Annotated in this window: 19 protein-coding genes; 10 read left to right on the top strand and 9 right to left on the bottom strand. The window is 62.4% G+C overall.

Annotated features, from left to right (window positions below; genetic code table 11):
- Positions 1 to 36: 36 nt before the first annotated feature.
- The 3 genes from proV to ACFW0H_RS20370 all read right to left on the bottom strand — a co-directional run bounded on the left by proV (position 37) and on the right by ACFW0H_RS20370 (position 3,690).
- A complete protein-coding gene (gene proV, locus ACFW0H_RS20380) occupies positions 37 to 1,209 on the bottom strand; it encodes a glycine betaine/L-proline ABC transporter ATP-binding protein ProV (RefSeq protein WP_422915680.1) in 1,173 nt (390 codons plus the stop codon).
- A 248-nt stretch (positions 1,210 to 1,457) separates the two neighbouring features.
- Positions 1,458 to 2,405: a DMT family transporter gene (locus tag ACFW0H_RS20375; protein ID WP_422915679.1), complete on the bottom strand. Its 948-nt coding sequence runs from the start codon at positions 2,403 to 2,405 to the stop codon at positions 1,458 to 1,460.
- Between the two features lie 73 nt (positions 2,406 to 2,478).
- Positions 2,479 to 3,690 carry an aromatic ring-hydroxylating oxygenase subunit alpha gene (locus ACFW0H_RS20370; protein WP_422915678.1) on the bottom strand — a complete coding sequence of 404 codons (1,212 nt, stop codon included), beginning with the start codon at positions 3,688 to 3,690 and terminating at the stop codon, positions 2,479 to 2,481.
- A gap of 219 nt (positions 3,691 to 3,909) precedes the next feature.
- On the opposite strand from ACFW0H_RS20370, the gene ACFW0H_RS20365 reads away from it, so the two are divergent.
- The 9 genes from ACFW0H_RS20365 to ACFW0H_RS20325 all read left to right on the top strand — a co-directional run bounded on the left by ACFW0H_RS20365 (position 3,910) and on the right by ACFW0H_RS20325 (position 14,639).
- Positions 3,910 to 4,860: a LysR family transcriptional regulator gene (locus ACFW0H_RS20365; protein ID WP_422915677.1), complete on the top strand. Its 951-nt coding sequence runs from the start codon at positions 3,910 to 3,912 to the stop codon at positions 4,858 to 4,860.
- Positions 4,861 to 5,223: 363 nt separating this feature from the next.
- A complete protein-coding gene (locus ACFW0H_RS20360) occupies positions 5,224 to 6,543 on the top strand; it encodes an NAD(P)/FAD-dependent oxidoreductase (protein ID WP_422915676.1) in 1,320 nt (439 codons plus the stop codon).
- Positions 6,544 to 6,726: 183 nt separating this feature from the next.
- Entirely contained in the window at positions 6,727 to 8,052 is a 1,326-nt protein-coding gene (locus tag ACFW0H_RS20355) for an MFS transporter (RefSeq protein ID WP_422915675.1), read from the top strand.
- Between the two features lie 77 nt (positions 8,053 to 8,129).
- Positions 8,130 to 9,041 carry a dihydrodipicolinate synthase family protein gene (locus tag ACFW0H_RS20350; protein WP_422915674.1) on the top strand — a complete coding sequence of 304 codons (912 nt, stop codon included), beginning with the start codon at positions 8,130 to 8,132 and terminating at the stop codon, positions 9,039 to 9,041.
- On the top strand, positions 9,034 to 10,524 hold the full coding sequence (locus ACFW0H_RS20345) for an aldehyde dehydrogenase (protein WP_422915673.1): 1,491 nt from the start codon (positions 9,034 to 9,036) through the stop codon (positions 10,522 to 10,524). Before ACFW0H_RS20350 ends, ACFW0H_RS20345 begins: the two co-directional genes overlap by 8 nt.
- A 240-nt stretch (positions 10,525 to 10,764) precedes the next feature.
- Positions 10,765 to 11,679, top strand: a complete 915-nt coding sequence (locus tag ACFW0H_RS20340; protein WP_422915672.1) for a DMT family transporter — start codon at positions 10,765 to 10,767, stop codon at positions 11,677 to 11,679.
- A 15-nt stretch (positions 11,680 to 11,694) separates the two neighbouring features.
- Entirely contained in the window at positions 11,695 to 11,886 is a 192-nt protein-coding gene (locus ACFW0H_RS20335; RefSeq protein WP_422915671.1) for a hypothetical protein, read from the top strand.
- 146 nt (positions 11,887 to 12,032) lie between these two features.
- Positions 12,033 to 13,442 (top strand): GABA permease, encoded by a 1,410-nt coding sequence (gene gabP / locus ACFW0H_RS20330; RefSeq protein WP_422915670.1) that lies wholly within the window; start codon positions 12,033 to 12,035, stop codon positions 13,440 to 13,442.
- A gap of 168 nt (positions 13,443 to 13,610) precedes the next feature.
- Complete coding sequence (locus ACFW0H_RS20325) at positions 13,611 to 14,639, top strand: GlxA family transcriptional regulator (protein ID WP_422915669.1); 1,029 nt, start codon at positions 13,611 to 13,613, stop codon at positions 14,637 to 14,639.
- Between the two features lie 357 nt (positions 14,640 to 14,996).
- Here ACFW0H_RS20325 and ACFW0H_RS20320 read toward each other — a convergent pair whose 3' ends face one another.
- The 4 genes from ACFW0H_RS20320 to ACFW0H_RS20305 form a co-directional block, all read right to left on the bottom strand.
- The gene (locus ACFW0H_RS20320) at positions 14,997 to 16,121 is read right to left on the bottom strand and encodes an agmatine deiminase family protein (protein WP_422915668.1); all 1,125 of its coding nucleotides are present in this window, start codon (positions 16,119 to 16,121) and stop codon (positions 14,997 to 14,999) included.
- Between the two features lie 85 nt (positions 16,122 to 16,206).
- A complete protein-coding gene (locus tag ACFW0H_RS20315) occupies positions 16,207 to 17,301 on the bottom strand; it encodes an extracellular solute-binding protein (protein ID WP_422915667.1) in 1,095 nt (364 codons plus the stop codon).
- 2 nt (positions 17,302 to 17,303) lie between these two features.
- Positions 17,304 to 18,212 (bottom strand): N-carbamoylputrescine amidase, encoded by a 909-nt coding sequence (aguB, locus tag ACFW0H_RS20310; RefSeq protein WP_422915666.1) that lies wholly within the window; start codon positions 18,210 to 18,212, stop codon positions 17,304 to 17,306.
- A 4-nt stretch (positions 18,213 to 18,216) separates the two neighbouring features.
- Positions 18,217 to 19,266, bottom strand: a complete 1,050-nt coding sequence (locus tag ACFW0H_RS20305) for an agmatine deiminase family protein (RefSeq protein ID WP_422915665.1) — start codon at positions 19,264 to 19,266, stop codon at positions 18,217 to 18,219.
- Positions 19,267 to 19,399: 133 nt separating this feature from the next.
- Here ACFW0H_RS20305 and ACFW0H_RS20300 point away from each other — a divergent pair, with 133 nt between their 5' ends.
- Positions 19,400 to 20,260, top strand: a complete 861-nt coding sequence (locus ACFW0H_RS20300; protein ID WP_422915664.1) for a LysR substrate-binding domain-containing protein — start codon at positions 19,400 to 19,402, stop codon at positions 20,258 to 20,260.
- Between the two features lie 72 nt (positions 20,261 to 20,332).
- Here the strand turns inward: ACFW0H_RS20300 and ACFW0H_RS20295 are convergent, their stop codons facing one another.
- Positions 20,333 to 21,925, bottom strand: a complete 1,593-nt coding sequence (locus tag ACFW0H_RS20295) for an MFS transporter (protein ID WP_422915663.1) — start codon at positions 21,923 to 21,925, stop codon at positions 20,333 to 20,335.
- Entirely contained in the window at positions 21,922 to 23,019 is a 1,098-nt protein-coding gene (locus tag ACFW0H_RS20290) for an HlyD family secretion protein (protein WP_422915662.1), read from the bottom strand. Before ACFW0H_RS20290 ends, ACFW0H_RS20295 begins: the two co-directional genes overlap by 4 nt.
- Positions 23,020 to 23,023: the final 4 nt, after the last annotated feature.

Here is a 23,023-nt window from a genome sequence, read left to right as displayed (position 1 = left end):
CCGAAGTTGCGGCTGTTGCGTGATCGAGGGATGCGCTCAGTGGCGGCTCAAGGTTTGCAACAGCAGATTCTTGGAAATGGTGCCCTTCAGAGCACCGCTGTGATCCAGTACCGGCACGGGATATGGGAGTGCCGCGACGATATCCAGCACGTCATGCAGGGGAGTGTCGGTGTAGACGGGGTGCTGCTTGTGCAGGCTGAACTGTGCTTCCGGTTGCCCGGCCGCCACGCTGCCGGACTCGTCCGCGCCCACCACGGCGAGCAGTTGGTCACGCTCGTCGATCAGGTAGCCGTAGGGCACCCCGGCCTGAAAGCGCGGGGCCTTGCCGTTGACCCGGCAGACCATCGCCGGATCGAGCTGGGCGACATCGCCGGCCTTGAGTACCCGGGAGCTGTCGAAGCCCTTGAAGAAGGTCTCGACATATTCGTTGGCGGGCTGGTTCAGCAGTTCCTGCGGCGTACCGATCTGCACGACCCGGCCGCCTTCCATGATCGCGATGCGATGGCCGATGCGGATCGCTTCTTCGATGTCATGGGAGATGAAGATGATGGTGCGCTGCTGCTCGGCCTGCAGGCGGATCAGCTCGCCCTGCATCTCGCTGCGGATCAGCGGATCGAGGGCGGAGAACGCCTCATCCATGAGGAGGATGGTCGGGTCGTTGGCCAGCGCCCGGGCCAGGCCGACACGCTGCTGCATCCCGCCAGACAGCTGGTGCGGGTAGCTGTATTCATGCCCAGCCAGCCCCACCTGACGCAGGGCCTCGATTGCCCGGGCGTGGCGTTCGCCCTCACCCACGCCGGAGATCTCCAGGCCGAAGGCGGTATTTTCCAGGACGCTCATGTGCGGCATCAGCGCGAAGGACTGGAACACCATGCCCATTTCCTTGCGGCGGACATCGAGCAGTTCCTTGTCGGCCAGGCCGGTGATCTCGCGCCCGTTCAGGTGGATGCTGCCGGAAGTGGGCTCGATCAGGCGATTGAACAGCCGCACCATGGTCGACTTGCCGGAGCCGGACAGCCCCATGATGACGAAGATCTCGCCGCGCTTGACCGAGAAGCTGGCGTCGAACACCCCGACGACATGCCCGGTCTTGCGGAAAATTTCATTCTTGTCGGCGCCCTTTCTCAACATCTCCATGGCAACTTCCGGATGAGGTCCGAATACCTTGAAGATGTTCTTTACCGAAAGAATATCGTCGGCCTGATTCATACCAACCCTCTTTGTTATGCTTATTAACCGATCAGTCAACTTCGTGCTTTCCAGTCGCTAGATGGACTGTGACAAGCGTCCAGCAATACCGGTGATCCATTCGTCTCTGACGTGGGTGAACCGGCGCGCAGAAAATCCTGCTCCATAAAAGCGACATCGATTTATGTATGTCGCGTTGCAGCTTCAAATTAAGTTCAGACCCTCACAGCGTCCAACGACATTTGTTCGCCCGTAACCATAACTTCATGTTATTGATCACCCGCGGCGCCGCCTTGCAGCGACGCGATTTCCGGCTCAACCGGCTCCTGACGCGCCAGGAAAACCGCCGCGAGCAGCACCATCAGTCCGCCAGCGAACATGATTGATGTGACTTGCTCGCCCATGAGCAATACCGCAATGGCCACGGCCACCACCGGCTCCACGGTCGACAGGGTCGCGGCCGCTGACGGCCCAATGCGCGGCGAGCCGGCCAGGAATGCCGCCACCGGGACCAGGGTGGCGAACAGTGCCAGCCCTATGGTCGCCCCCCATGCGAAGGGGGTCGAAGGCAAGGAAGCGCCTTGCACGAGGGCCGCCACGGCGAAGGTCAGTGCGCACCCCACAAGCAGCATGGCGGCCGATGCCAACGGGTTCTCATGGACGACCCGATGGGTGCCGTAAATGATCGATGCCCCGTAACACACCGCGGCGAACAGCGCCCATAGCGCCCCGATCGATGCGCCCGACAGGTTGAGCCCTGTGGCCATCGTTACACCGCCCAGGGCCAACGTCAGGCTGGCCAGCTTGAGTGCGCTGGTCCGCTCCCCCAGCCAGGTTATGGATACCGCCGTGACGAAAGCCGGAAAGCTGTACACCAGGATGATCGCCAGACTGACCGATGTGGATCGGGCGGCGCTGTAGTACCCCAACGCCGCGAGCCCGTAGCCGAGTCCGAGCAGCAGGTTCTGTCCCGCCAGGCGGCCCACGGGAAGTGGAATTCCCCGCCAGCGCAGGAACACCAGCAGCATGCCGGCGGCAATCGAAAAGCGCGCCAGAAGGAGCCCCACCGGGTCGGCACCGCCAACGTAGGCATACTGGGCGAACAGCGGCTGCAGGCCGTAACAGAACGCCGCCAGCAGCACGAGAAAGAAGCCCTTGGCATGACCATTTCGGCGCGAAAGGGTATTCATGGATTGCATCACCAGGTTGTTGGCCAAAAGGCCTTCCAGAAAAAAAAGGCCCCGTATCACCAGGTGGGTGAAACGGGGCCAAGTCGAAGGTGTACGAGGTTCAGTCGGCCAGCCGGCTGGTCATGGTCGCGCAGTACCAATCGACGAACTGGCAGACGCCATTCTCCGCAATCGATGAGTAAGGTCCGGGCTCATAGGCAGGAGAACTCACGCCCGCCTGGGCCCCTTCGACCAGGCGACGATCCTGGTCGTTGGTGGCGATCCAGACCCGGGTCAGGCGCTCGAGGTCATAGTCGAGGCCTTCCTGCGCATCCTTGTGCACCAGCCACTTGGTCGTCACCAGGGTTTCGTTGGGGCCTTGCGGCAACACACGGAAGCTCAGGGCGTGGTCGCCGAGGAAGTGGTTCCAGGTGGAGGGATAATTGAAGTACAGCAGCGCACCGATATTGTCCTCGCCGCTGCGATCGAGACGCCCGGCCACCGCGGGCTTGCCGTCCATGGTGTAGCTCACGGCGCCGGCCGAAAGCGGAATGCGCGTCATGCGGAACTGCCCGCCTTCGTCCATCACCAGGCGGCTCGGCAGGCCGGCTGCCTCACAACGGTTCCAGTGCGCCACCAGCTCGGGGTCATCCTCGCCAGCCACACCTGCTACCGAAAGGTTTTCGACGTAGGAATTGAGCAACTCCGGATGGGTGCCGTCGCAGTGGTAGCACTCGCGGTTGTTCTCGAAGACCAGCTTCCAGTTGCCCCGCTCGATCAGGTTGGACTCGAACGCCACCTTGCAGTCATCCAGGTTGTGCGGAGCGATGAAAGGAGAAACGGCCTTGCGGAATTTCTCGAAATCCGGCGCCTTGTCGGCCACGCAGACGTAGATGTAGCTGTTCACCACTTCGCAATGAGCCGGCTTGAGGCCGTAGTCGGCAACGTTGAAATCCGGCCCCATGTTGCCCGCGAACAGCAGTTTGCCGTCCAGGTCGAACACCCACTTGTGGTAGGGGCAGACGAGTTTCGCGACCTTGCCGCTGTTCTCGGTGCACACCTTGGAGCCGCGATGCCGGCAGGCATTGTGGAATGCCCGCACCTGACCATCGCCGCCACGCACCACCGCAACCGGATAGTCGCCAATTTGCAGGGTCAGGTACTGGCCGGGCTTCTCCAGTTCGAAGGTATGTCCGGCAAAGATCCATTCCTTGTGCCAGATATGGTCAAGATCCTGGCGATACACCTCGGCATCACTGTAAACAGCGCGAGGAAGGGCATGACGCTCTTTGCGTTGGCGGATCAGGGCCAGTACAGCAGTGTTCTTATCCATTGTTATATGCACTCCAAAACAGGCACGGGAAATTCGGCGAAGAATGGAGTCATGGACTCATCAGCTCGCGCCTTCCAAGGTCAGGGCTTTCTGCATGAGTGCTCTTTCGGATAACCTCAGCGAAGCCTTCCTGCCGCAATTGCAGCTGGCCGCAGTCTAGGACGAGGTCGCCGGTCGACAGAACCGACTTTTTATTCAGGATTTTGATTACTTGTAGTTATGGTCAAACACACCGAGCCCGATCAGACCCTGATCAAGATGCCGTCGTTACGCGCCGTCAAATCCTTCGTCGCGGCAGCCAAGTATCAGAATTTCACGCGAGCAGCCGAAGCCTTGTGTGTGACCCAGGCCGCGATCAGTCGGCAGATTCGCGAGCTGGAAATCTACCTGGGCGCCGAACTTTTCAAGCGCGAGGGACGCGCCGTCGAGCTCACGGCAGCAGGTTCGATCTTCTTCGATGCGGTGCAGTTGTCCTTCGTCAACATCTCCCAGGCCGCCGAGCGCATCCGCAACAAGAGCACCACCAAACGCGTGCTCACCCTGTGCTGCTCGCCGGCATTCTCCGCGCACTGGCTTGCCCCTCGGTTGCCAAGCTTTTTCGGCGCGAACCCGGACGTCGACCTCAACCTGATCACCACGCAGAACTTCCTGTCCATGGAACCCGGTGTGCGCCCGGACATCTTCGTCACCAAGATCGCCAAGATCCGCGAGGGGTATCGCAGCTATCCCCTGATGCACGATGTGATCTACCCGGTATGCACGCCGAAGTATCTCGAGGAACACCCGGAAATAAGCACCCTGGAAGGCCTGCGCGACACCGTATTGCTGAATCTCAGCCCCTACGGCCGCTCGCAGGTCGCCGAGCATGTCGACTGGAAGGTCTGGCTGGCGTTCCACGACATCGATCTCGAAGCGCGCACGGCCAACGCCCCGCATTTCTTCAATGCCAACGACTACATCCTGCTGATCCAGATGGTCCTCAATCATCAGGGCGTCGCCCTGGGCTGGAATCATCTGGTAGGCCGCCTGGTCGACCAGGGATTGCTGATCAGGCCGGTCGAACAGGAACTGGTGCTCAAGGACACCCTGCACTACCTGACGTTCGACGAAGACAAAGAGGATGACGATGCCTGCTGCCGCCTGCGCGACTGGTTGCTCGCGCAGCTTTGATAACCGGGCGTTATTATTTTCCTCCATTATTTGTTGCTTAATCCGCCGACACCGTATTGCTAGGATAATAATTTAAATATCAATCCCCCAAAGAACCTGCCCCGCGCAGGTTTTTTTATTTCTATTACCCCTCCGATAAACCATAACCTCTGATCATTGATTGCCACCCCTAAATGTTGCTTGTTGGCGACTTGAGGCTGTCATTAATCTTCATGCCGACATCGCCATGTAACGGGACCTGCCTGTAGCAGCACGACCACGTCATCGAGCGAGCTGATTTCGTCCTGTGCTGCTCTTAGTCCAGCGAGTCATTTCCCGCAAGGGATGCTTATCAAGCTGAAATAAAAAAGTTAGGTCTCTGAAATGACAAAAGTTACGTCTTTACCTGCCGATGACAAGAGCTGTGGTTGGTACCACCTCAGCAAGCCTCGGCAACCAAGGCCTAGCCATTACGGCAACAGTTCGGCTCGCTGGGTCGTAGTCGGTGCCGGTTTCACCGGCCTCGCCGCCGCCCGACAGTTGGCGCTCAATTTTCCCAATGATGAAATCGTCCTTGTCGAAGCGCAGGAAGTCGGATTCGGCACCTCCGGCCGAAATGCCGGTTTTGCCATTGACCTGCCCCACGATATCGGGGCCGATGACTACATTGGCGATATCGATACCGCGAAGATCAGCCTGAAACTGAATCTCACCGGCCAGTCCCTGCTCAAGGAACTGGTAGAGCGGCACAACATCGATTGCCAGATGAAAGCCTGCGGCAAGTACCAGGCGGCTATCGAAGACCGTGGCATCGCCGTGCTGGATGCCTACCGGCGTGGCCTGGACAAGCTCGGCCAGGCCTACGAGATGATCGACGGCGACGACCTCCCTGCGCACATCGGCACGCACTTCTACCGCAAGGCGCTGTTCACCCCGGGGACGGTGCTCATCCAGCCCTCCGCCCTGGTCAAGGGCTTGGCCGATAGCCTCCCGGCCAATGTCAGCCTCTACGAAAACACGCCCATCACCGGAGTCGAGTACGGTGAGAAGACCGTCCTCACCCACGCCTTTGGCAGCATCACCGCCGACAAGCTCATTCTCACCAACAACGCCTTCGGCATGAGCTTCGGCTTCCTCAAGGGCAGGATGCTCCCGGTCTTCACCTACGCCAGCATCACCCGCCAACTCACTGCGGACGAACAAGCGCGTCTTGGCGGCAAGCCCTTCTGGGGGTTGATCCCGGCCGATCCCTTCGGCACCACGGTACGTCGCACGCCGGACAACCGCCTGTTGATTCGCAACAGTTTCAGCTTCAACCCGGATGGTCGCAGCAACACCAAGTACCTGGATCGCTTCGTGAAGCGGCATCGCGCCTCTTATGAGCGTCGCTTCCCGATGCTGCCTGGCGTTGAATTCGAATACACCTGGGGCGGTTCATTGGCCTTGTCGAGAAACCACATGGGGCATTTCGGCGAACTGGCCCCCAATGTCTACGGCGCACTCTGCTGCAACGGGCTTGGTGTAACGCGTGGTACTGCCACGGGCAAGCTCCTCGCTGATTGGCTGGCAAACGATCGAGATGAGTTGATCGATTTCCTGCTGCGCACCTCAGGCCCCAACAGAAATCCGCCGGAACCTTTCCTTTCTGCAGGCGTGAATCTCAACCTCAAGTGGGGACAGTACCGGGCAGGAAGAGAGAGCTGAGTACTTTTGATTTCGTAGTTCAGGGCAAACACCAGGGCCGATCATCACCAGGCCAGTGGATCTGAATGCCTGCCGACATTGATTCAGGCGGTCTCTCGAAACTTTCGAGGCTCGTTCGAATTCGAGCTTCGCGGTGTCATGCAGTCCAGATTCAACCGAACACCTAATAAGCGGGAAATAACAATGACAATTCCTAGATCAGTAGAGGATGTCCCTCTGAACAGCTTCCACAAGCTGTTGACCATCCGTTCCGGCGGCGGGTCCTTCGTTGATGGCTATGTCCTCAGCATCATTGGCGTTGCCATGTTGCAAATGACCACCGGCCTGAACCTCAGCGAATTCTGGCAAGGACTCATCGCCGCCTCGGCATTGATCGGCATCTTCTGCGGCGGCTTCCTGGGTGGCTGGCTGACCGACAGGCTGGGCCGCAAGAAAGTCTTCTTCGTGGGCCCGACCCTGTTCATCCTTGGTTCCCTGGCGCAGTACTGGGTCGAATCGGCCGCGGCGCTGTTCCTGTTGCGCTTCCTGATCGGCATGGCCGTCGGTATCGAGTACCCGGTGGCGACCTCCCTGCTGGTGGAGTTCCTGCCGAAGAAATATCGCGGCCCGCGTCTGGCTACCCTGACCATTCTCTGGTTCGCCGGTGCCGCCCTCGCCTACGTTGCCGGTGACTTCATCCTGCGGGTCGGCGGCGAAGAGGCCTGGCGGCTGGTCCTGGCCAGCCCCGCCGTGATCGGCGCGATCCTGTTTGCCCTGCGCATGGGCACGCCGGAATCGCCCCGCTGGCTGCTCAGCAAGGGGCGTGCAGCGGAGGCTGAAAGCATCATCAAGCAGGTGTACGGGAATGACTTCTCGCTGAAGAACCTGCCCGAACAAGCGGAAGTGAAGAAGCTCTCCGTGTGGAATCTCCTGCATTCGGGCTACGGCAAGCGCATGCTGTTCGTCACCGTGTTCTGGACCTGCTCGATCATTCCGGTGTTCGCGGTCTACGCCTTCGCGCCCAAGGTCCTGCAGGCGCTCAACCTCAAGGGCGACTGGGCCTCCTTCGGCTCGGTGGCGATCACCTTCCTCTTCGTCGTCGGCTGCATCATCGCCACTCGGCTGATCAATACCGTCGGCCGCCGCAGCATGCTGGTCCACAGCTTCCTCTGGTCGGGCCTGGCCCTGCTGGGGCTGGGTGCGTTCCACACCGGCTCGGAAGTCCTGATCCTGTTCCTGTTCGGCGCCTATGCCCTGTTCATCGGCGGTGCCCAGGTGCTTCAACTGGTCTACCCCAACGAATTGTTCCCCACCGAGATTCGCGCGTTCGCTGTCGGCGTGGGCACCTCCTTGTCGCGGATCGGGGCTGCGGTCGGCACTTACCTCGTACCCATCTCGCTGGAAACCCTCGGCATCGCCCAGACCATGGTTGCCGCCGCGGTGGTGACCTTCATCGGCTTGCTGGTCGCCTGGGCCCTGGCCCCGGAAACCCGTTCGCTCAACCTGCAACAGGCAGCGTCGCTTGCCTGAAACCTGAACCTGCCTCGCCGCTGCACAACGCAGCGGCGCGGTGAATAGACAAAGCCCTCACCCAAGGAGAATCCAATATGAACTTCGACGGTATCTTCACCCCGGCAATCACTCCCCTGACCGCAGCGGGAGCCATCGACAAAGCGGCCTTCGCGCAAGTGCTGGAACACCTGATCGAATCCAAGGTTCACGGCATCGTCATCGGCGGCTCCACCGGCGAGTACTACGCCCACACCGCCCAGGAACGCTTCGATCTCGCCGCACAGGCCAAGGATGTGATCAATGGCCGCCTGCCGCTCGTGGTAGGCACCGGCGCCGTCCGTACCGAGGAGTCGATCGCCTATGCCGAAGCGGCCAAGGCCATCAAGGCCGACGCGCTCCTGGTGGGTTCGCCGCCCTACGCCCTGCCGACCCAGCAGGAAATCGCCACCCACGTGCTGGCCGTCGATCGTGCTGCCGGCCTGCCGATCATGCTGTACAACTACCCCGCCCGCATGGGTGTCGGCATGGGCGACGAGTTCTTCGCCGAAGTGGCCGATTGCAAGAACATCGTCGCCATCAAGGAAAGCTCGGGCGACACGGCCCGTCTGCATCGCCTGGCCGTGCAGCACCCGGATATCGCCCTGTCCTGCGGCTGGGATGACCTGGCCCTGGAGTTCTTCGCCTGGGGCGCCCGCAGCTGGGTATGCGCCGGCTCCAACTTCATTCCCCGCGAACACGTGGCCCTGTACGAGGCCTGCGTGATCGAGAAGGACTTCGACAAGGGCCGCCGCATCATGGCCGAGCTGATGCCGCTGATGGACTTCCTCGAAAGCGGCAAGTTCGTGCAATCGATCAAGCACGGCTGCGAGCTGATCGGCCTGCGTGCCGGCGGCGTGCGCGCGCCGATGCAACCGCTCGACAGCGAACAGGAGCAGGCGCTGAAAGACATCCTCGCCGTGCTCAAGCGCAACATCGCGAAAATCACCGAGGGTTCCAACAATGGCTGAGTTGCTGAGCAAAGAGGAATACGCGGCAATCGCCGCCAAAGTGGAATTCCGTACCCAGGCGTTCATCGACGGTGAATTCCGCGATGCGCTGTCGGGCCGTACCTTTGTCACCACCAACCCGGCCACCGGCAAGCTGCTGGCCGAGATCGCCGCTTGCGACGTGCAGGATGTCGATGTGGCCGTGGCCGCCGCCAAGCAGGCTTTCGACGACGGCCGCTGGTCGAAGCTGCAGCCTGGCGAGCGCAAGCACATCCTGCTCAGGTTCGCCCAGCTGCTGGAAGACAACGCCCATGAACTGGCGGTGCTCGAATCGCTGGACAGCGGCAAGCCGGTCAGCGAGTGCCAGAACGTCGACGTGCCGGAAACCATCCACACCATCCGCTGGCACGCCGAGCTGATCGACAAGATCTACGACAACACCGCCCCGACCGGCAACGCGGCCGTGACCATGGTGGTGCGCGAAGCCATTGGCGTGGTCGGCCTGGTGCTGCCTTGGAACTTCCCGCTGCTGATGCTGGCCTGGAAGATCGCCCCTTCGCTGGCAGCCGGTTGCTCGATCGTGGTCAAGCCGGCCAAGGAAACAACCCTGAGCGCCCTGCGCGTGGTGGAGCTGGCCTATGAGGCAGGCATTCCCGCGGGTGTGTTCAACCTCGTCCCGGGTGGTGGGCGTGAAGTGGGCGAGGCCATCGGCCGCCACATGGACATCCCCATGGTCAGCTTCACCGGCTCGACCGACACCGGCCGCCTGTTCCTGAAATACGCCGCCGAGTCCAACCTCAAGCGCATCGTGCTGGAACTGGGTGGCAAGAACCCGGCGGTGGTCATGAACGACTGCGAGGACCTGGACGAAGTCGCCCAGTTCGTCACCGCCGGCGCATTCTGGAACATGGGCGAGAACTGCTCGGCATCCTCGCGTCTGATCGTCCATAAGGACGTCAAGGACGAGTTGCTGTCGCTGATCGCCAAACACCTCAAGGACTGGAAACTGGGTGACCCGCTGGACCCGGACAACCGCCTGGGCGCAATGGTCAGCAAGTCGCACTTCGAGAAGGTTCGCTCCTACCTGGCATACGCCGCCGAGCAGAAGCTCAATGTGGTGCAGGGTGGCGAGACCGAGTCGGGCGTGTTCGTGCAGCCGACCATCGTCGACGGCGTGGCCCGCGACAGCCGCCTGTTCGTCGAGGAGATCTTTGGCCCGGTGCTGAGCGTCACCAGCTTCTCGACCATCGATGAGGCGATCGAGCTGGCCAACGACACCGTCTACGGCCTGGCCGCTTCGGCCTACACCGGCAGCCTGCGCAATGCCCTGCGCCTGTCGCGGGAGATCCGCGCGGGCGTGGTGACGGTCAACTGCTTCGGCGAAGGCGATGCCTCGACGCCGTTCGGTGGCTACAAGGAGTCTGGCTTCGGTGGGCGCGACAAGTCGATCTGGGCACATGATCAGTACACCGAGCTGAAGACCATCTGGATCAACGCGTCCTAACAACTGATGCGCTGATTGACCCGATTCGCCACCGCCGTCTGTGCGGTGGTCGAGTCGGAGATTTTCTTGCATAACCGCCCTCAAGCAGCCAGTAGCTCATGGAAGAGCGTCACCAATGCTGCCGCACCAGGCATCCGCAAAGTCCGGATGTCATCCCCAATCCCCATTCGTCATCGAAACCAGTGCGCACGGCCACAGGGGAGTGTGTCGGCCACGCTTTTTCGTAAAGACCAACTGCCCATGCTTTCTGTAGATGTAACCCAGGTTGCTCCTTCGAGCAGCCATCGTGCTTCCTTGACCGTTGCCCACATCGCCGCGGTGCTCTTCGGCCTGACCGGTATTCTTGGTGCGCTGATCCATGCCGATGCGGCGGTCATCACCTATGGTCGCGCGGCCTTTGCGGTCCTTGCCCTGCTTGTCGTTGCGCAGCTGCAACGACGCTCGCTGTTTCGCGGCCTGAGCTGGCGAAAACTGGCGATCCTGTTCCTGTCGGGCGCAATGCTCACGGCCCACTGGGTCACCTTCTTCATCGCCATCAAGGTCGGCGGAGTCGCGGTCGCCACCCTTGGCTTCGCCAGTTTCCCGGCTTTCATCGCCCTGCTGGACATGCTGGTGTTCCGTGAACGAATCGGCGTCCGTGAAGCTGTACTGCTGGCGCTGGTCACCCTCGGGCTGGTGCTCGTCACACCTTCGTTCGACGTAGGCAACCAGGGCACGATCGGCCTGCTCTGGGGCCTGGCCTCCGGCCTTTCCTTCGCGATGCTGGCCATGACCAATCGCCGCGCCACGCGTGGGATGGACGCCATGCAGGTGGCGTTCTGGCAGAACGTTGCCGTCGCATTGCTGATCTCACCGTTCTCGCTGGAAGGCTTCGTGAACGAAGGGTTGGCGACAGCGGACTGGATCTACCTCGGCCTGCTGGGCGTGTTCTGCACGGGGCTATCGCAATACCTGTTCGTGAAGAGCCTGGACGGTCTCGACGCGCGCAGCGCCGGAATGATCATCGCGCTGGAACCGGTGTATGCCATTGCCTGCGCCTGGTGGCTGTTCGGGGAGCGCCCCTCGCTGCTGATGCTGGCCGGGGCGGCCTTGATCATCGTGGCCACGGTCCTGTCGGCGCGGAGCAAGCCTTCCGAGACGTCCATATCCAGTTAACGGCCTGTGCACGCCATGCGGGTTGCTCTTGAGGCAGAAGACAAGGGCACGCCCCATGTGACCGATCCCATGGCGCATCCGCATGACATGCCCAGTGCCGCGGAGCAGATGCCGCTGGCACACAAATCGATGTCGCTTTTCCTCAACGCGGTGGCGAACAGGGCCAACCGATCTCCGATCCATGTGGACTATGTTGGCCTCGCGTGATGCCTGCCAAAACTGGGTTTCATCGCTGGTGTGCCGCCCGGCCGGGCGGCAAGACGGGTAGGGATTCGGGCGACCGACTCCCCAAGTCAGCAGCGTTCCGGTGGCAGCCTTGCGTCTCCATAACAAGTCCAAGAGCAGAGATCAGAATGACCATCACCCGAGCGGAAAGCGCAAGCAGCGAACTGGCGCAAGGCTTCAAGCCGCGCCATATAACCATGCTCTCAATCGCCGGCATCATCGGCGCCGGATTGTTCGTCGGCTCCGGGCACGCCATCGCGTCTGCCGGCCCCGCCGCAATCGTGGCGTATGCATTGGCCGGGACCCTGGTGGTCCTGGTCATGCGCATGCTGGGGGAAATGGCGGTGGCCAGCCCCGACACCGGTTCCTTCTCCACCTATGCGGACCGGGCGATCGGCCGCTGGGCCGGCTTCACCATTGGCTGGCTGTACTGGTGGTTCTGGGTACTGGTGATCCCTATCGAGGCGATTGCAGCCGGCGTGGTGCTGAACAACTGGTTTCCGCAGATCGAGACCTGGTTCTTCGCACTGACCGTGACCGTGCTGCTGACCGCCACCAACCTCTTCAGCGTGGCCAAATACGGCGAGTTCGAGTTCTGGTTCGCGATGCTCAAGATCATCGCGATCGTGGCCTTCATCGCGCTGGGCGCTGCCGCTCTTCTCGGCGCCCTGCCTGATCGTGAAGTCAGCGGCCTGCAGCGCCTGACGTTGGAACATGGCGGGTTCATGCCCAATGGCTGGACCGCGATCATCGGCGCCCTGCTGACGACCATGTTCAGCTACATGGGCACCGAGGCGGTGACCATTGCCGCATCCGAATCGAGCAATCCCGCCAGGAACATCGCCAAAGCCACTCGCTCGGTGATCTGGCGGATCAGTGTTTTCTATCTCCTGTCGATCTTCATCATCATTTCCGTGGTGCCCTGGAATGACCCCCTGTTGCCGGTACAGGGCTCCTACCAGCGTGCCCTGGAAATCATGAACATCCCTTATGCGAAGTTCCTTGTCGACATGGTGGTGCTGGTGGCCGTAGCCAGTTGCCTGAACTCCTCGATCTACATTTCCTCGCGCATGATCTACTCGCTGAGCAAACGCTCCGATGCGCCGGCCTTCATCCAGCGCACCTCCGCAGCGGGCGTGCCTCGGGCGGCGGTCATCGCCAGCACCCTTATCGGCATGCTGACGACCGCCCTGAACTTCTTCGCGCCGTCCCAGGTCTTCGCATTCCTGCTGGCCAGCTCCGGGTCCATCGCCCTGCTGGTCTACCTGGTCATCGCCTTCTCCCAGCTGCGCATGCGGACGATGCTGCAAAAGCAGAACGCCGAAATCGCCTTCAAGATGTGGCTGTTCCCCTGGCTGACCTGGGCCGTCATCGGATTCATCGTCTTTGCCCTGGGCGTGATGTTCGTCATGCCGCAACACCGTCTTGAGGTGACATCGACCCTGGGGCTGGCGCTGGTAATCCTGCTCATCGGCATCTTCGGCAAGCGGCAGCACCCGCAAGTCGAGCGTGTTGGCGCCGTAGGGAAAACCGTCTGATCTGAACGACCGGCAAGCCCCTCGGGAAAGCACTCAGGTACTTCCCCTGGTTCGGACACGAAGCGCCTGGGCGATGACGCCCGGGCGCTTCGTGCTTCCAAGACTGTGCCTGGACGGTCGGTCCAGACGCTGAATTGTTGAATTTACTGACATTGAACGAGGAAGAGATTGAGAGAGCGGAGGTTTTTCAGCGACGGCTTGCAGGGACGGAACCTCCGGTTTGTTGGTGAACACAAGGATGAGCTTTTACCTCAAGCTCGAGTGGGCTTCGTCCTGCTCGAGCATTTTTCACTTCCCGCCTTCACCCAAGCCCTGGATACATTGGTCACTGCGAACCTGATTCGGTCGAACGCCTTTGCAACGAGCACCTTCAGCCTGAATGGAGGCTCGATCGCCAGCGACCTTGGCCTGGTCATCTCCCCGAATGCCGCACTGCAGGGCGAGCACCTGCACGAGCTTGATCTTCTGGTGGTGTGCGGCGGCCTTCGGACGACCCTGCGTGCCATGCCGGAACTGACCCACCTGCTGCAGGCCGCGAATGACAGGGGCGTCGTACTGGCTGGGCTTTGGAATGGCGCATGGTTCCTCGGCCAGGCGGGACTGCTCGATGGGTACAAGTGTGCTGTGCATCCAGAGAATCGGGCAGCTCTTGCAGAAATAGCCAAGAACAGCCAGGTGACATCCGACAGCTATGTCGTCGACCGTGATCGGCTCACCGCCGCAAGCCCGACGGGTGCCTTCCACATGGTTCTGAGCTGGATCGACAACCTGCATGGGCGTGGGCTGGTTGACGCCATCGTCGATATCCTCGCCTTCGAAGAGTCACGCTACCGGCGAGTGCATCCGTCACTCCACGAGAAGATGAGTGAGCCCGTCCGGGATGCGATTACCCTGATGGGCGCGAACATCGAGGAACCGTTGAGCCAGGACCAGCTTGCCCGTTACGTCGGCCGCTCCAAGCGGCAAATGGAGCGGCTGTTCCAGCAGCAGCTCGGAACCACGCCGGTTCGCTTCTATCTGGAGCTGCGCATTACCGAGAGTCGGCGCTTGCTCCAGCACTCGGACCTGCCCATCTCTGAAGTGAGCGTTGCCTGTGGTTTTGCCTCGTCCAGCCACTTCAGCAAGTGCTATGCGGCCTTCTATGGCTACTCCCCATCCAAGGAAGTGCGATACGGGTGTGTGAAATCCACGAAGTAGATGGGCATCACCAACATCCATGTCGGACGTCGCCATTGCTCGGCCCCCGTGCACAAGGCCGCCCCTTTTGCCTGGTCTGGACCGTAGGGTGCGCTATGCGCACCGATTCCGGGATCGGCTTCGGTACCCCGTCCAACCGCCGGTGCGCACGGCGCACCCTACCGGATCGGCTTCATCCTGCTAGCCCGGGAATTCGAATTGTCACAGGCAGAGCCGGTGACGCATGACCACGTCCTAGGGACGTGGTTTGCCAAGTTCAGATCAAGGCTCGCCCTGTTGATGGCCGAGCCTTGAGCCGCACCAGACTGGGCCACGAGATCTCCGCTAACCGATCGACACGGGACAAGGCGACGTGCGTCAAATGAGCGGAAGGTGCTTGGTCACGCAATGAATCCCGCCACCACCTGCGGCGATAGGGTCGATGTTGAGTTGCTCCACCACTCGCCCCGGATAGAGCTTCGTCAGCAGGTCCTTGCAGTAGTTGTCCGCCGCCGCGTCGCCGAACTGCGGGGCGATGACGGCGCCGTTGACCGGCAGGAAGTTGATGTAGCCCGGCGCGAAGTCCGGATTGTTGGTGGTGTACGGGTTGCTGCGCACCTTCAGGGGCGGCGGCAGGGTGTGGACCACCAGCTTGCGTCCATCGGCATCGGTGGCGGCATTGAGGATTTCCAGGTGCTTGCGGGTTACCGCGTAGTCGTATGACTTGGGGTCGTTGTCCAGGTTGGCGATCACCACTCCCGGCTTGACGAAGCGGGCATAGAAATCGACGTGGGCATCGGTGATGTCCTTGTCCTTGATACCGGGCAGCCAGATGATCTTGCGCAGGCCGAGGTTGGCCTTCAGCTCGGCCTCGATCTGCGCCTTGCTCATCCCTGGATTGCGATTGCTGTTCACCCAGCAGCTCTCGGTCATGATCGCGGTGCCGTGGCCATCCACCTCGATGCCACCGCCCTCGCCCACCAGCGCGCTGCGAATGTAGGTCGACTCCATCTCGTAGCTGAGGGTGTCGGCTACGCCGGAGTCGTTGGCCGAAGTCTGCTTGTCGCCCCAGCCGTTGAAGTTGAAGTCCACCAGGCCCAGGCCGCCCGCCCCGTCGACCACGAAGCAACCGCCGTAGTCACGAACCCAGACGTCATCCAGCGGCAGGGTGAGAAATTCGATATTGCTGCTGCCGCATTTGCTCCTGGCCTGCGCCAGCTGGCTGGCGCGGCACAGCACCGTGACCGGCTGGTACCTGGCGATGGTCCTGGCCAGTTGCGCGATGGTGTCATTCACCGCCGTCTCCCAGCCTTGCCAGACGCGGGATGACGCCGCGAACGCCACGATCACCCGCTCCTGCGGGCCGTGTTCGTCGGGCATGTACCAGCTGCCGGTCAGGGCCGCTGAAACGCGGGCCGCACCCAAGCCAAGGCCCAGGGAAGCGACGGCGCCAATTCCGCTGGCAGCCATCACCTGTTTGATGAAATCACGGCGAGTCGACATGGGAGGTCCTCTCTCAGGTGTAATTGCGGGGCGCAGCATCACCCATGCCCGGGTGGCGCCCCGTGCGCTCTGGCAGTGGGTGGATTCAGTTGTGCAGGGCGGTCTTGAAGGTGGTCCAGGCGCGCATTCGCGCACGCATCTCTCGCTGCGGGATGTCCTTGCCGGGGATCAACCTCGCGTAGGTCGCTTCATCGACATAGATATCCGGGTTGTTGCGCATGTCCGCGTCCACCATCGGCCTGGCCTTGGCGCTGGAGGTGGGATAGCCGGTGGCGTTGCTGATCGCCGCCATGTTCTCGGGGCGCATGATGAAGTTGATCAGGGCGTAGGCGTATTCCGGGTGCTGGGCATCGGCCGGGATGGCCATGGTGTCCATCCACACCGTGGTGCCTTGGACCGGCACGCGGTACTGGAAGTTCGTCTGCTTGCCCGCCTCGTCCGAAGCGCGTTGGGCCTGGGTCATGTCGCCGCTGTAGCCGAGGGACAGGCAGATGTCGCCATTGACCAACTGCGTGACCGGCTGCGACTGGAACTTGCGGATGTACGGCTTGATGCCCTGGAGCAGCACCACCGCCTCGGCCAGTTCGGCCGGCTTGCTGCTGCGTGGGTCGTGGCCGAGGTAATTCAGCACCACGGCCAGCACCTCGTCGGGTGAGTCGATCATCGAGATGCCGCAGTCGGCGAACTTCGCCGCCAGTTCGGGCTTGAAGATCAGGTCCAGGCTGTTGACCGGCGCGCCGGCCAGGCGCTTGTCGATCATCTCCTGGTTGTACGTCAGGCCGATGGTGCCCCAGGTATAGGGCACCGTGGCGTGGCGCGAGTACGGGTAGCGGGTCTGCAGCGTGCGCAGGCCGGGCTCGAGGTCATCCAGGTGTTCGAGCTTGCCCGGGTCCAGTTTCTGCAGGGCGCCGGCGCGCATCAGGCGTTCGGCCACGGTGTCGCCAGGGAAGATCAGGTCATAACCGCTGTGGCCGGACATCATCTTCGCTTCCAGGGTCTCGCTGCTGTCCATCACGTCGTAGATGACCTGGATGCCGGTTTCCTTGGTGAAGGCGCTCAACGTGTCCGGAGCGAAGTAGTCCGCCCAGTTGTACAGGCGCAGGACCTTTTCGTCGGCCTGAGCGGCACAGTTCAGGCTAACGCCCAGCGAGACGATCAACAGCTTCTTGATGGCATTCATCTTCAGGCTCCCTGGCGCTGCCAGCGTTCGTGGGTTTGACGACCATCCAGCCCCAGCAGCGGGCCGTACATTTCCGGGCGGCGATCGCGGTAGACGCCCCAGTTGAGGCGCTCCTCGGCCATGGCGGCGAGGTCGAGCCGCTGGACCAGCACGCCGGTGCTGTCGCGGTCGGCTTCGGCCAGCAGCCTGCCCTTGTGATCGGTGATGAAGGACGAGCCGTAGAAGCGCATCCGCAGGTGTTCATCGGTGGTCGCCACTTCCTCGCCGACGCGATTGGCGGCAATCACCGGGAGGATGTTGGCGGCGGCGTGGCCGCGCTGGGTGAGCTGCCAGTGATCGCGGGAATCCAGCGCCGCCGCCCCCGGTTCCGAGCCGATGGCGGTCGGATAGAGCAGCACCTCGGCGCCCATCAGGGACAGGCAGCGGGCGGTTTCGGGGAACCACTGGTCCCAGCAGATACCAACCCCGATCCGGCCGTAGGCGGTGTCCCAGACGCGAAAGCCGGTATCGCCGGGGCTGAAGTACTCCTTCTCCTGGTAGCCGATGGCGTTGGGGATATGGGTCTTGCGGTACACCCCAAGCAGGCGACCATCGGCATCGGCCACCGCCAGGGAGTTGAAGAAGGCATTGCCGGCACGCTCGAACCAGCTCAGCGGCAGCACCACGCCCAGCTCTCGGGCGAGGTCGGCGAAGCGATTGAGCACAGCGCTCCGGCCGAACTCCTGCGCCAGCGCCAGATGCTTGTGGTCCTGCTCGATGCAGAAGTACGGAGTGGCGAACAGCTCCTGCAGGAGGATCAGTTGCGCGCCCTTGGCGGCGGCCTCCCGCACCAGGCGTTCGGCCTGGTCGAGGTTGCGTTCAAGGTCCCAGCTGCAAGCGAACTGGGTGGTGGCGACGGTCAGTATGCTCATCCCATCACCCCCTCTGCGGCCAGGCCGGCTGTTGCTGGGTGATGCAGTGCACGCCACCACCACCGTGGGCCAGCTGGTTGATCCGCACCGGCACCACTTCGCGGCCTGGGAACGCCAGGCGCAGGGTCGCCGCGGCTTCATCGTCGGCGGCAATGCCGTAGGCCGGCATGATGATCGCGCCGTTGGCGATGTAGAAGTTGGTATAGGAGGCGCAGAACACCTCGGCGTTCTGGTCCACCGCCTCGCTGGCTTCAAAGAGTTCGAGCATCTCGAAGCGACGCCCTTGCGCATCGGTGGAAAGCTCCAGGGCGCGACGGTTCTCGCGCGCCACTTCGGCGTAGGCCGAGGACGAATCGCGGGTCGCATCCACCAGCAGAGCGCCGGGTCGAGCGAAGGCGCACACGCCATCGACGTGGCCATCGGTCATGTCGCCGGTGACGTAGTCGGGATCGCCCGGCAGCCAGATGGTCTTCTTCACCCCCAGCAGGCGGGAGAAGATCTCTTCCATCTCGACCTTGCTCATGCCGGGGTTGCGGTTGCCGTTGAGCAGCACGGATTCGGTGGTGATCAGCGTGCCCTGGCCGTCCACGTGGATGGCGCCACCCTCGTTGGCCAGGACGGTATCGAAGCACTCCATACCCAGATGGGCGAGGACGCGCCGGGCCAGGCTTTCATCCAGGTCGAAGGCCGATTTGCCGCCCCAGGCATTGAAGCGCCAGTTGACGCCGGCCGTGCCCAGGTGCGGATGGCAGACGAAGCTCGGGCCGGAGTCGCGGCACCAGCTGTCGTTGATCGCCAGTTCGACCAGTTCGATGTTGGGGCCGCAGAGCTCGCCGGCACGGGCCACCGCGGAGGGATCGACGACCATCTTCACCGGCTCGAAGCGGGCGATGGCGTTGGCCACACGGGCGAAGTCGACCTGCACGTCGGCCAGGGTCACCCCCCAGCCGTTTTCCCAGAGAGCCTGGTTGTGGGGGAACGCCATCCAGGTGGCGGCGTGCGGAACCCATTCAGCGGGCATTACCCAGCCGTTCTGCGAATCGTTGATTTGCATACAAGTGCCTTTCTTAAGTTTTTGTTATCACAGAGAAACCACGGCCGTGGTGATGGTCTGCATGCTAGGCCTGTAAAAGCGCAGCAACAAACGATAGATTTTGCCGATTACTGATTAGCAGGACTTATCAGACATGTTGAAACACTGGCCACCCCTGAATGCCCTGCGCGGCTTCGAAGCCGCTGCCCGCCTGGGCAGTTTCCACAAGGCGGCTGAGGAGTTGCACCTCACCCAGTCAGCCATCAGCCAACAGATCCGCAGCCTGGAAAGCTTCCTCGAACAGCCGCTGTTCTTCCGCAATGGCCGCAGCGTGTCGCTCACCGATGCCGGCTTCGACCTGCTCAGCACCACCCAATCGCTGCTGCAGCAACTGGCCGTGGGCGTCCGACGCCTGGATCAGTACCGCAAGCCCAACCAACTGGTGGTCAACACCACGCCCGCCTTCGCCCACCACTGGCTGGTGCCGCGCCTGGCGGACTTCCACCGGCGCCACCCGCAGGTCGACCTCTGGTTGCTGACCACCGACGAAACCCCGGACATGGCCACCCAGACCATCGACATCGCCGTACGCGACGACCTCAGCGCGCAGGCCGAATGCAGCTTTCGCGTACTGCTGGAGGACCGCCTGTATCCGGCCTGCCATCCCGGTCTTCTGGAGCTGACGGCCGACGCACGGACGACCCTGCACGGCGAGCGTGAAATGGACTGGAGCCACTGGCGGGTGCAGGGCGGCGCCGACGTCGGCCAGCAAAGCCAGGGGCTGAACTTTTCCGATCCCGGTCTGTTGCTGAATGCCGCCAGTCAAGGCCTTGGCATCGCCCTGGTCAGCCGGCTCCTGGCCGGCCGTGCCCGCGGCCAGGGCTCACTGGTGCCACTGGTGGAGCAGACCGTACGCGGACCGAACTGGAGCTGGTTGGTGCGTCGCGATAAAGAAGGCAATCCGCTTACCCGCAGCTTCTGTGACTGGCTGATCGAGGCTCTGGAGCGGAGTTGAGGCGCATTGCCGGACTGCCGCGCGGTGCGGTCCGGTCGCTCGCGGCGGCGTACTGGGCAGGCGTGGGCGGTCTCACGCTACGGTGCGCACAGCGCGCGCCTTCGCGTAGCGCGAAAGGCCGATCTTGATGCCGACCAGCATGGGGGCGGCGATGACAAAAAGCAGGGCAACGGCGATGAACGCTGTGTCGAAGGCAATCACAGTGGACTGACCTGTCACCGTCCGGCCCAGCAGGCTCGTCGCGGCCTGGCTCGCGCCCGCTGCATCCATCCCTTTCACCGCCAGCATGGATGTCGTGGTCGTCAGTCGTTCGATGACCGCGCCCTCCCCTGCGGTGACGTCAGCGCCGAGGACCACGGCATTGGCGACGACGTTATGCTCGATCAATGTCTGGAGTGCTGCGACGCCCATGAGACCGCCAAGCTGGCGACCCGTATTGAAGAGGCCTATTCCGGCGGCGAGGTTTCGGCTGTTGAGGTTGCTGAATGCGATCAGCGTGATCGACAGGAACAGGAAGCCAAGGCCCAGGCCGCGCAACAGGATGGCCGCCATCATGTCGGCCGTATCGCTTTCGTTGGTGGAGCCGGAAAGCATCCACATTGCCGCCATGATCATCAGGATGCCAAAGGGCACGGTGGCCACTGGGGGAACGCGGCGGGCCTGCGTGAGAAAGGCGGCAAACAGGAGCGCACCGACAAACAGCGCGCCGCTGGGCAACAGCAGCAGGCCGGCATCGGTAGGGGTGAACGCGAGAACGGACAGGGCGAAGGCGGGAATCAGGAACGCGCTGCCGAACAATGCGGCACCGGCCACGAAACTGACGATGAAGGCGAAGGTGAAGTCTTCCGATTCGAACAGGGTGAAGTCGAACAGGCCTCGGCCATTGGCGAGCACTTGTTGGCCGAGGAAAGCCAGCAGGGCAGCCAGGCCGGTCAGGGTCAGCCAGAGGATGCGCGGCTCTTCGAACCACTCCCACCGGCTGCCCTGGCTCAGGACGTAGGTGAAACAGAGGATCACGGTAGCGATCAACGCGCAGCCGAGCCAATCGAATGGACGCCGCCGCGCCTTGGCGGGCGCCGGGGCATCTGCGATGAGCAGAAGTCCGACGGATGCCAGGGCAAGCGGGACGGCGCTGAGGAAGATCCAGGTCCAGGACTGGCTGTCGATCAACCAACCCTGCAGGGCCGGGGCGAAGGTTGCGGATGCAACGACGGCACCCATGGCGAACAGGGCCTGCAGGAGTGGCTGCTGGTGCTGGGGATAGGCGAAGAAGATGAGCGTTTGCCCCCCGACCAGCAGGGTGCCGCCGGCCAAGCCCTGAATGATGCGAAGTGCGATCAGCAGGTCCAACCGGGCTGTGATGGCAGCAATCCCGCACGCCAGGCCCATGACCAGGGTTGCGCCGATGACCACATTGCGCGGCGGGAAACGGCTCAACAGCCAGGGGGAGGTCATGAACCCGATGAGCTTCAGTGCGATGTATCCGATATCCAGCCAGGCGAACTCATCCGGGGTCGCGTAGGTGTCGCCGATGATGTCGCTGCGTCCCAGGGCAAGAACGGTGCTGGTAATGGCTTCCGTCAGCGTGGCAAGCACGAGGCCTGCAAGCGGAAGAATGCGGGTCCGGGCTCCGACTCGGCTCGAAAGGGTGACGAAGGTTGTCATGAGCCGCTTCCCCCCTCGATTTCGACCCGTGCGGACAGGCCCGGCACGATGCGGCCCGGTAGCGGATTGTTGACCAAGCGGATTTTCACTGGAACGCGCTGCACGACACGGACGAAGTTGCCGGTGGCGTTGTCGGTGGGGAGCAAGGTGAATGCCGACCCGCTGCCGGGGGCAAAGCTGTCGACTACCCCTTCGAGCGTCCCGTCCGGGTAGCCGTCGATGGTGATACGTACGTTCTGGCCGGGCTGAATGTGTTCAAGCTGGGTTTCCTTGAAGTTCGCCACTATCCACACGTCGTCGACAGGGACGATATCGAGCAGCGAAACGCCCGGCGTCACGTAGCGGCCAAGGCGCACCTGACGGTTGCCGACGACGCCATCGACAGGCGCGCGCACGACGGTGCTGTCCAGATCGATCTGGGCGACTTCGAGCACTGCTTGTGCCTGCGCCACCGCGGCCACGGCGGCTTCTCGCTGCGCCACGAGGACAGCGATGCGTTGATGCTGGGCTTCTACCGTTGCGGAAGCGGCCGATACTGCCGCCTCGGACCTGAAGCGTGCCGAGTCGCTCTCGTCGACCAGGGCCTGACTGACCGCGTTGCTACGGATGAGTTTGTGGCTGCGATCGTGGGTCTTGATCGCCAGGTTCATCTCGGCCACGGCTGAGCGTTTCTGGGCTTCGGCTTGCCGAATCAGGGCATGCTGAAGCTGGGTCTCTGCATCGACGTTGGTCAGGCGCGCCTCGGCCGCCTTGACGTTGGCTGCCGCTTGCGCGAGCCGTGCCCGGTAGTCCCGATCGTCGATGCGAAACAAGACATCACCTGCCTTGACCGCCTGGTTGTCGTCGACCTCGACCGTGGTGACGTAGCCACTGACCTTGGCGGCGAGCGAGGTGACGTCGCCACGGACGTAAGCGTTGTCGGTCGACCTCGCACCGCTTGAAAGCGCCATGGCCAGTCCGGTGGCCACGACCACGATGGCGCTTGCAAGCAGCAGCAAGCCGATCACCTTCTTCTTGTTTGGCCGCGTTTTTGCGACACCGGCCTCGAAGCTTTCGTCGGTGGCGCTGGCGACCTTGTGCTCACGCGCTTTCATTTTC

It is taken from the genome of Metapseudomonas cellulosilytica (genome assembly GCF_049334135.1).
GTDB lineage: Bacteria > Pseudomonadota > Gammaproteobacteria > Pseudomonadales > Pseudomonadaceae > Metapseudomonas.
The sequence above is the reverse complement of the archived record's forward strand: the minus strand, read 5'-3'. Positions and strand labels throughout refer to the sequence as shown.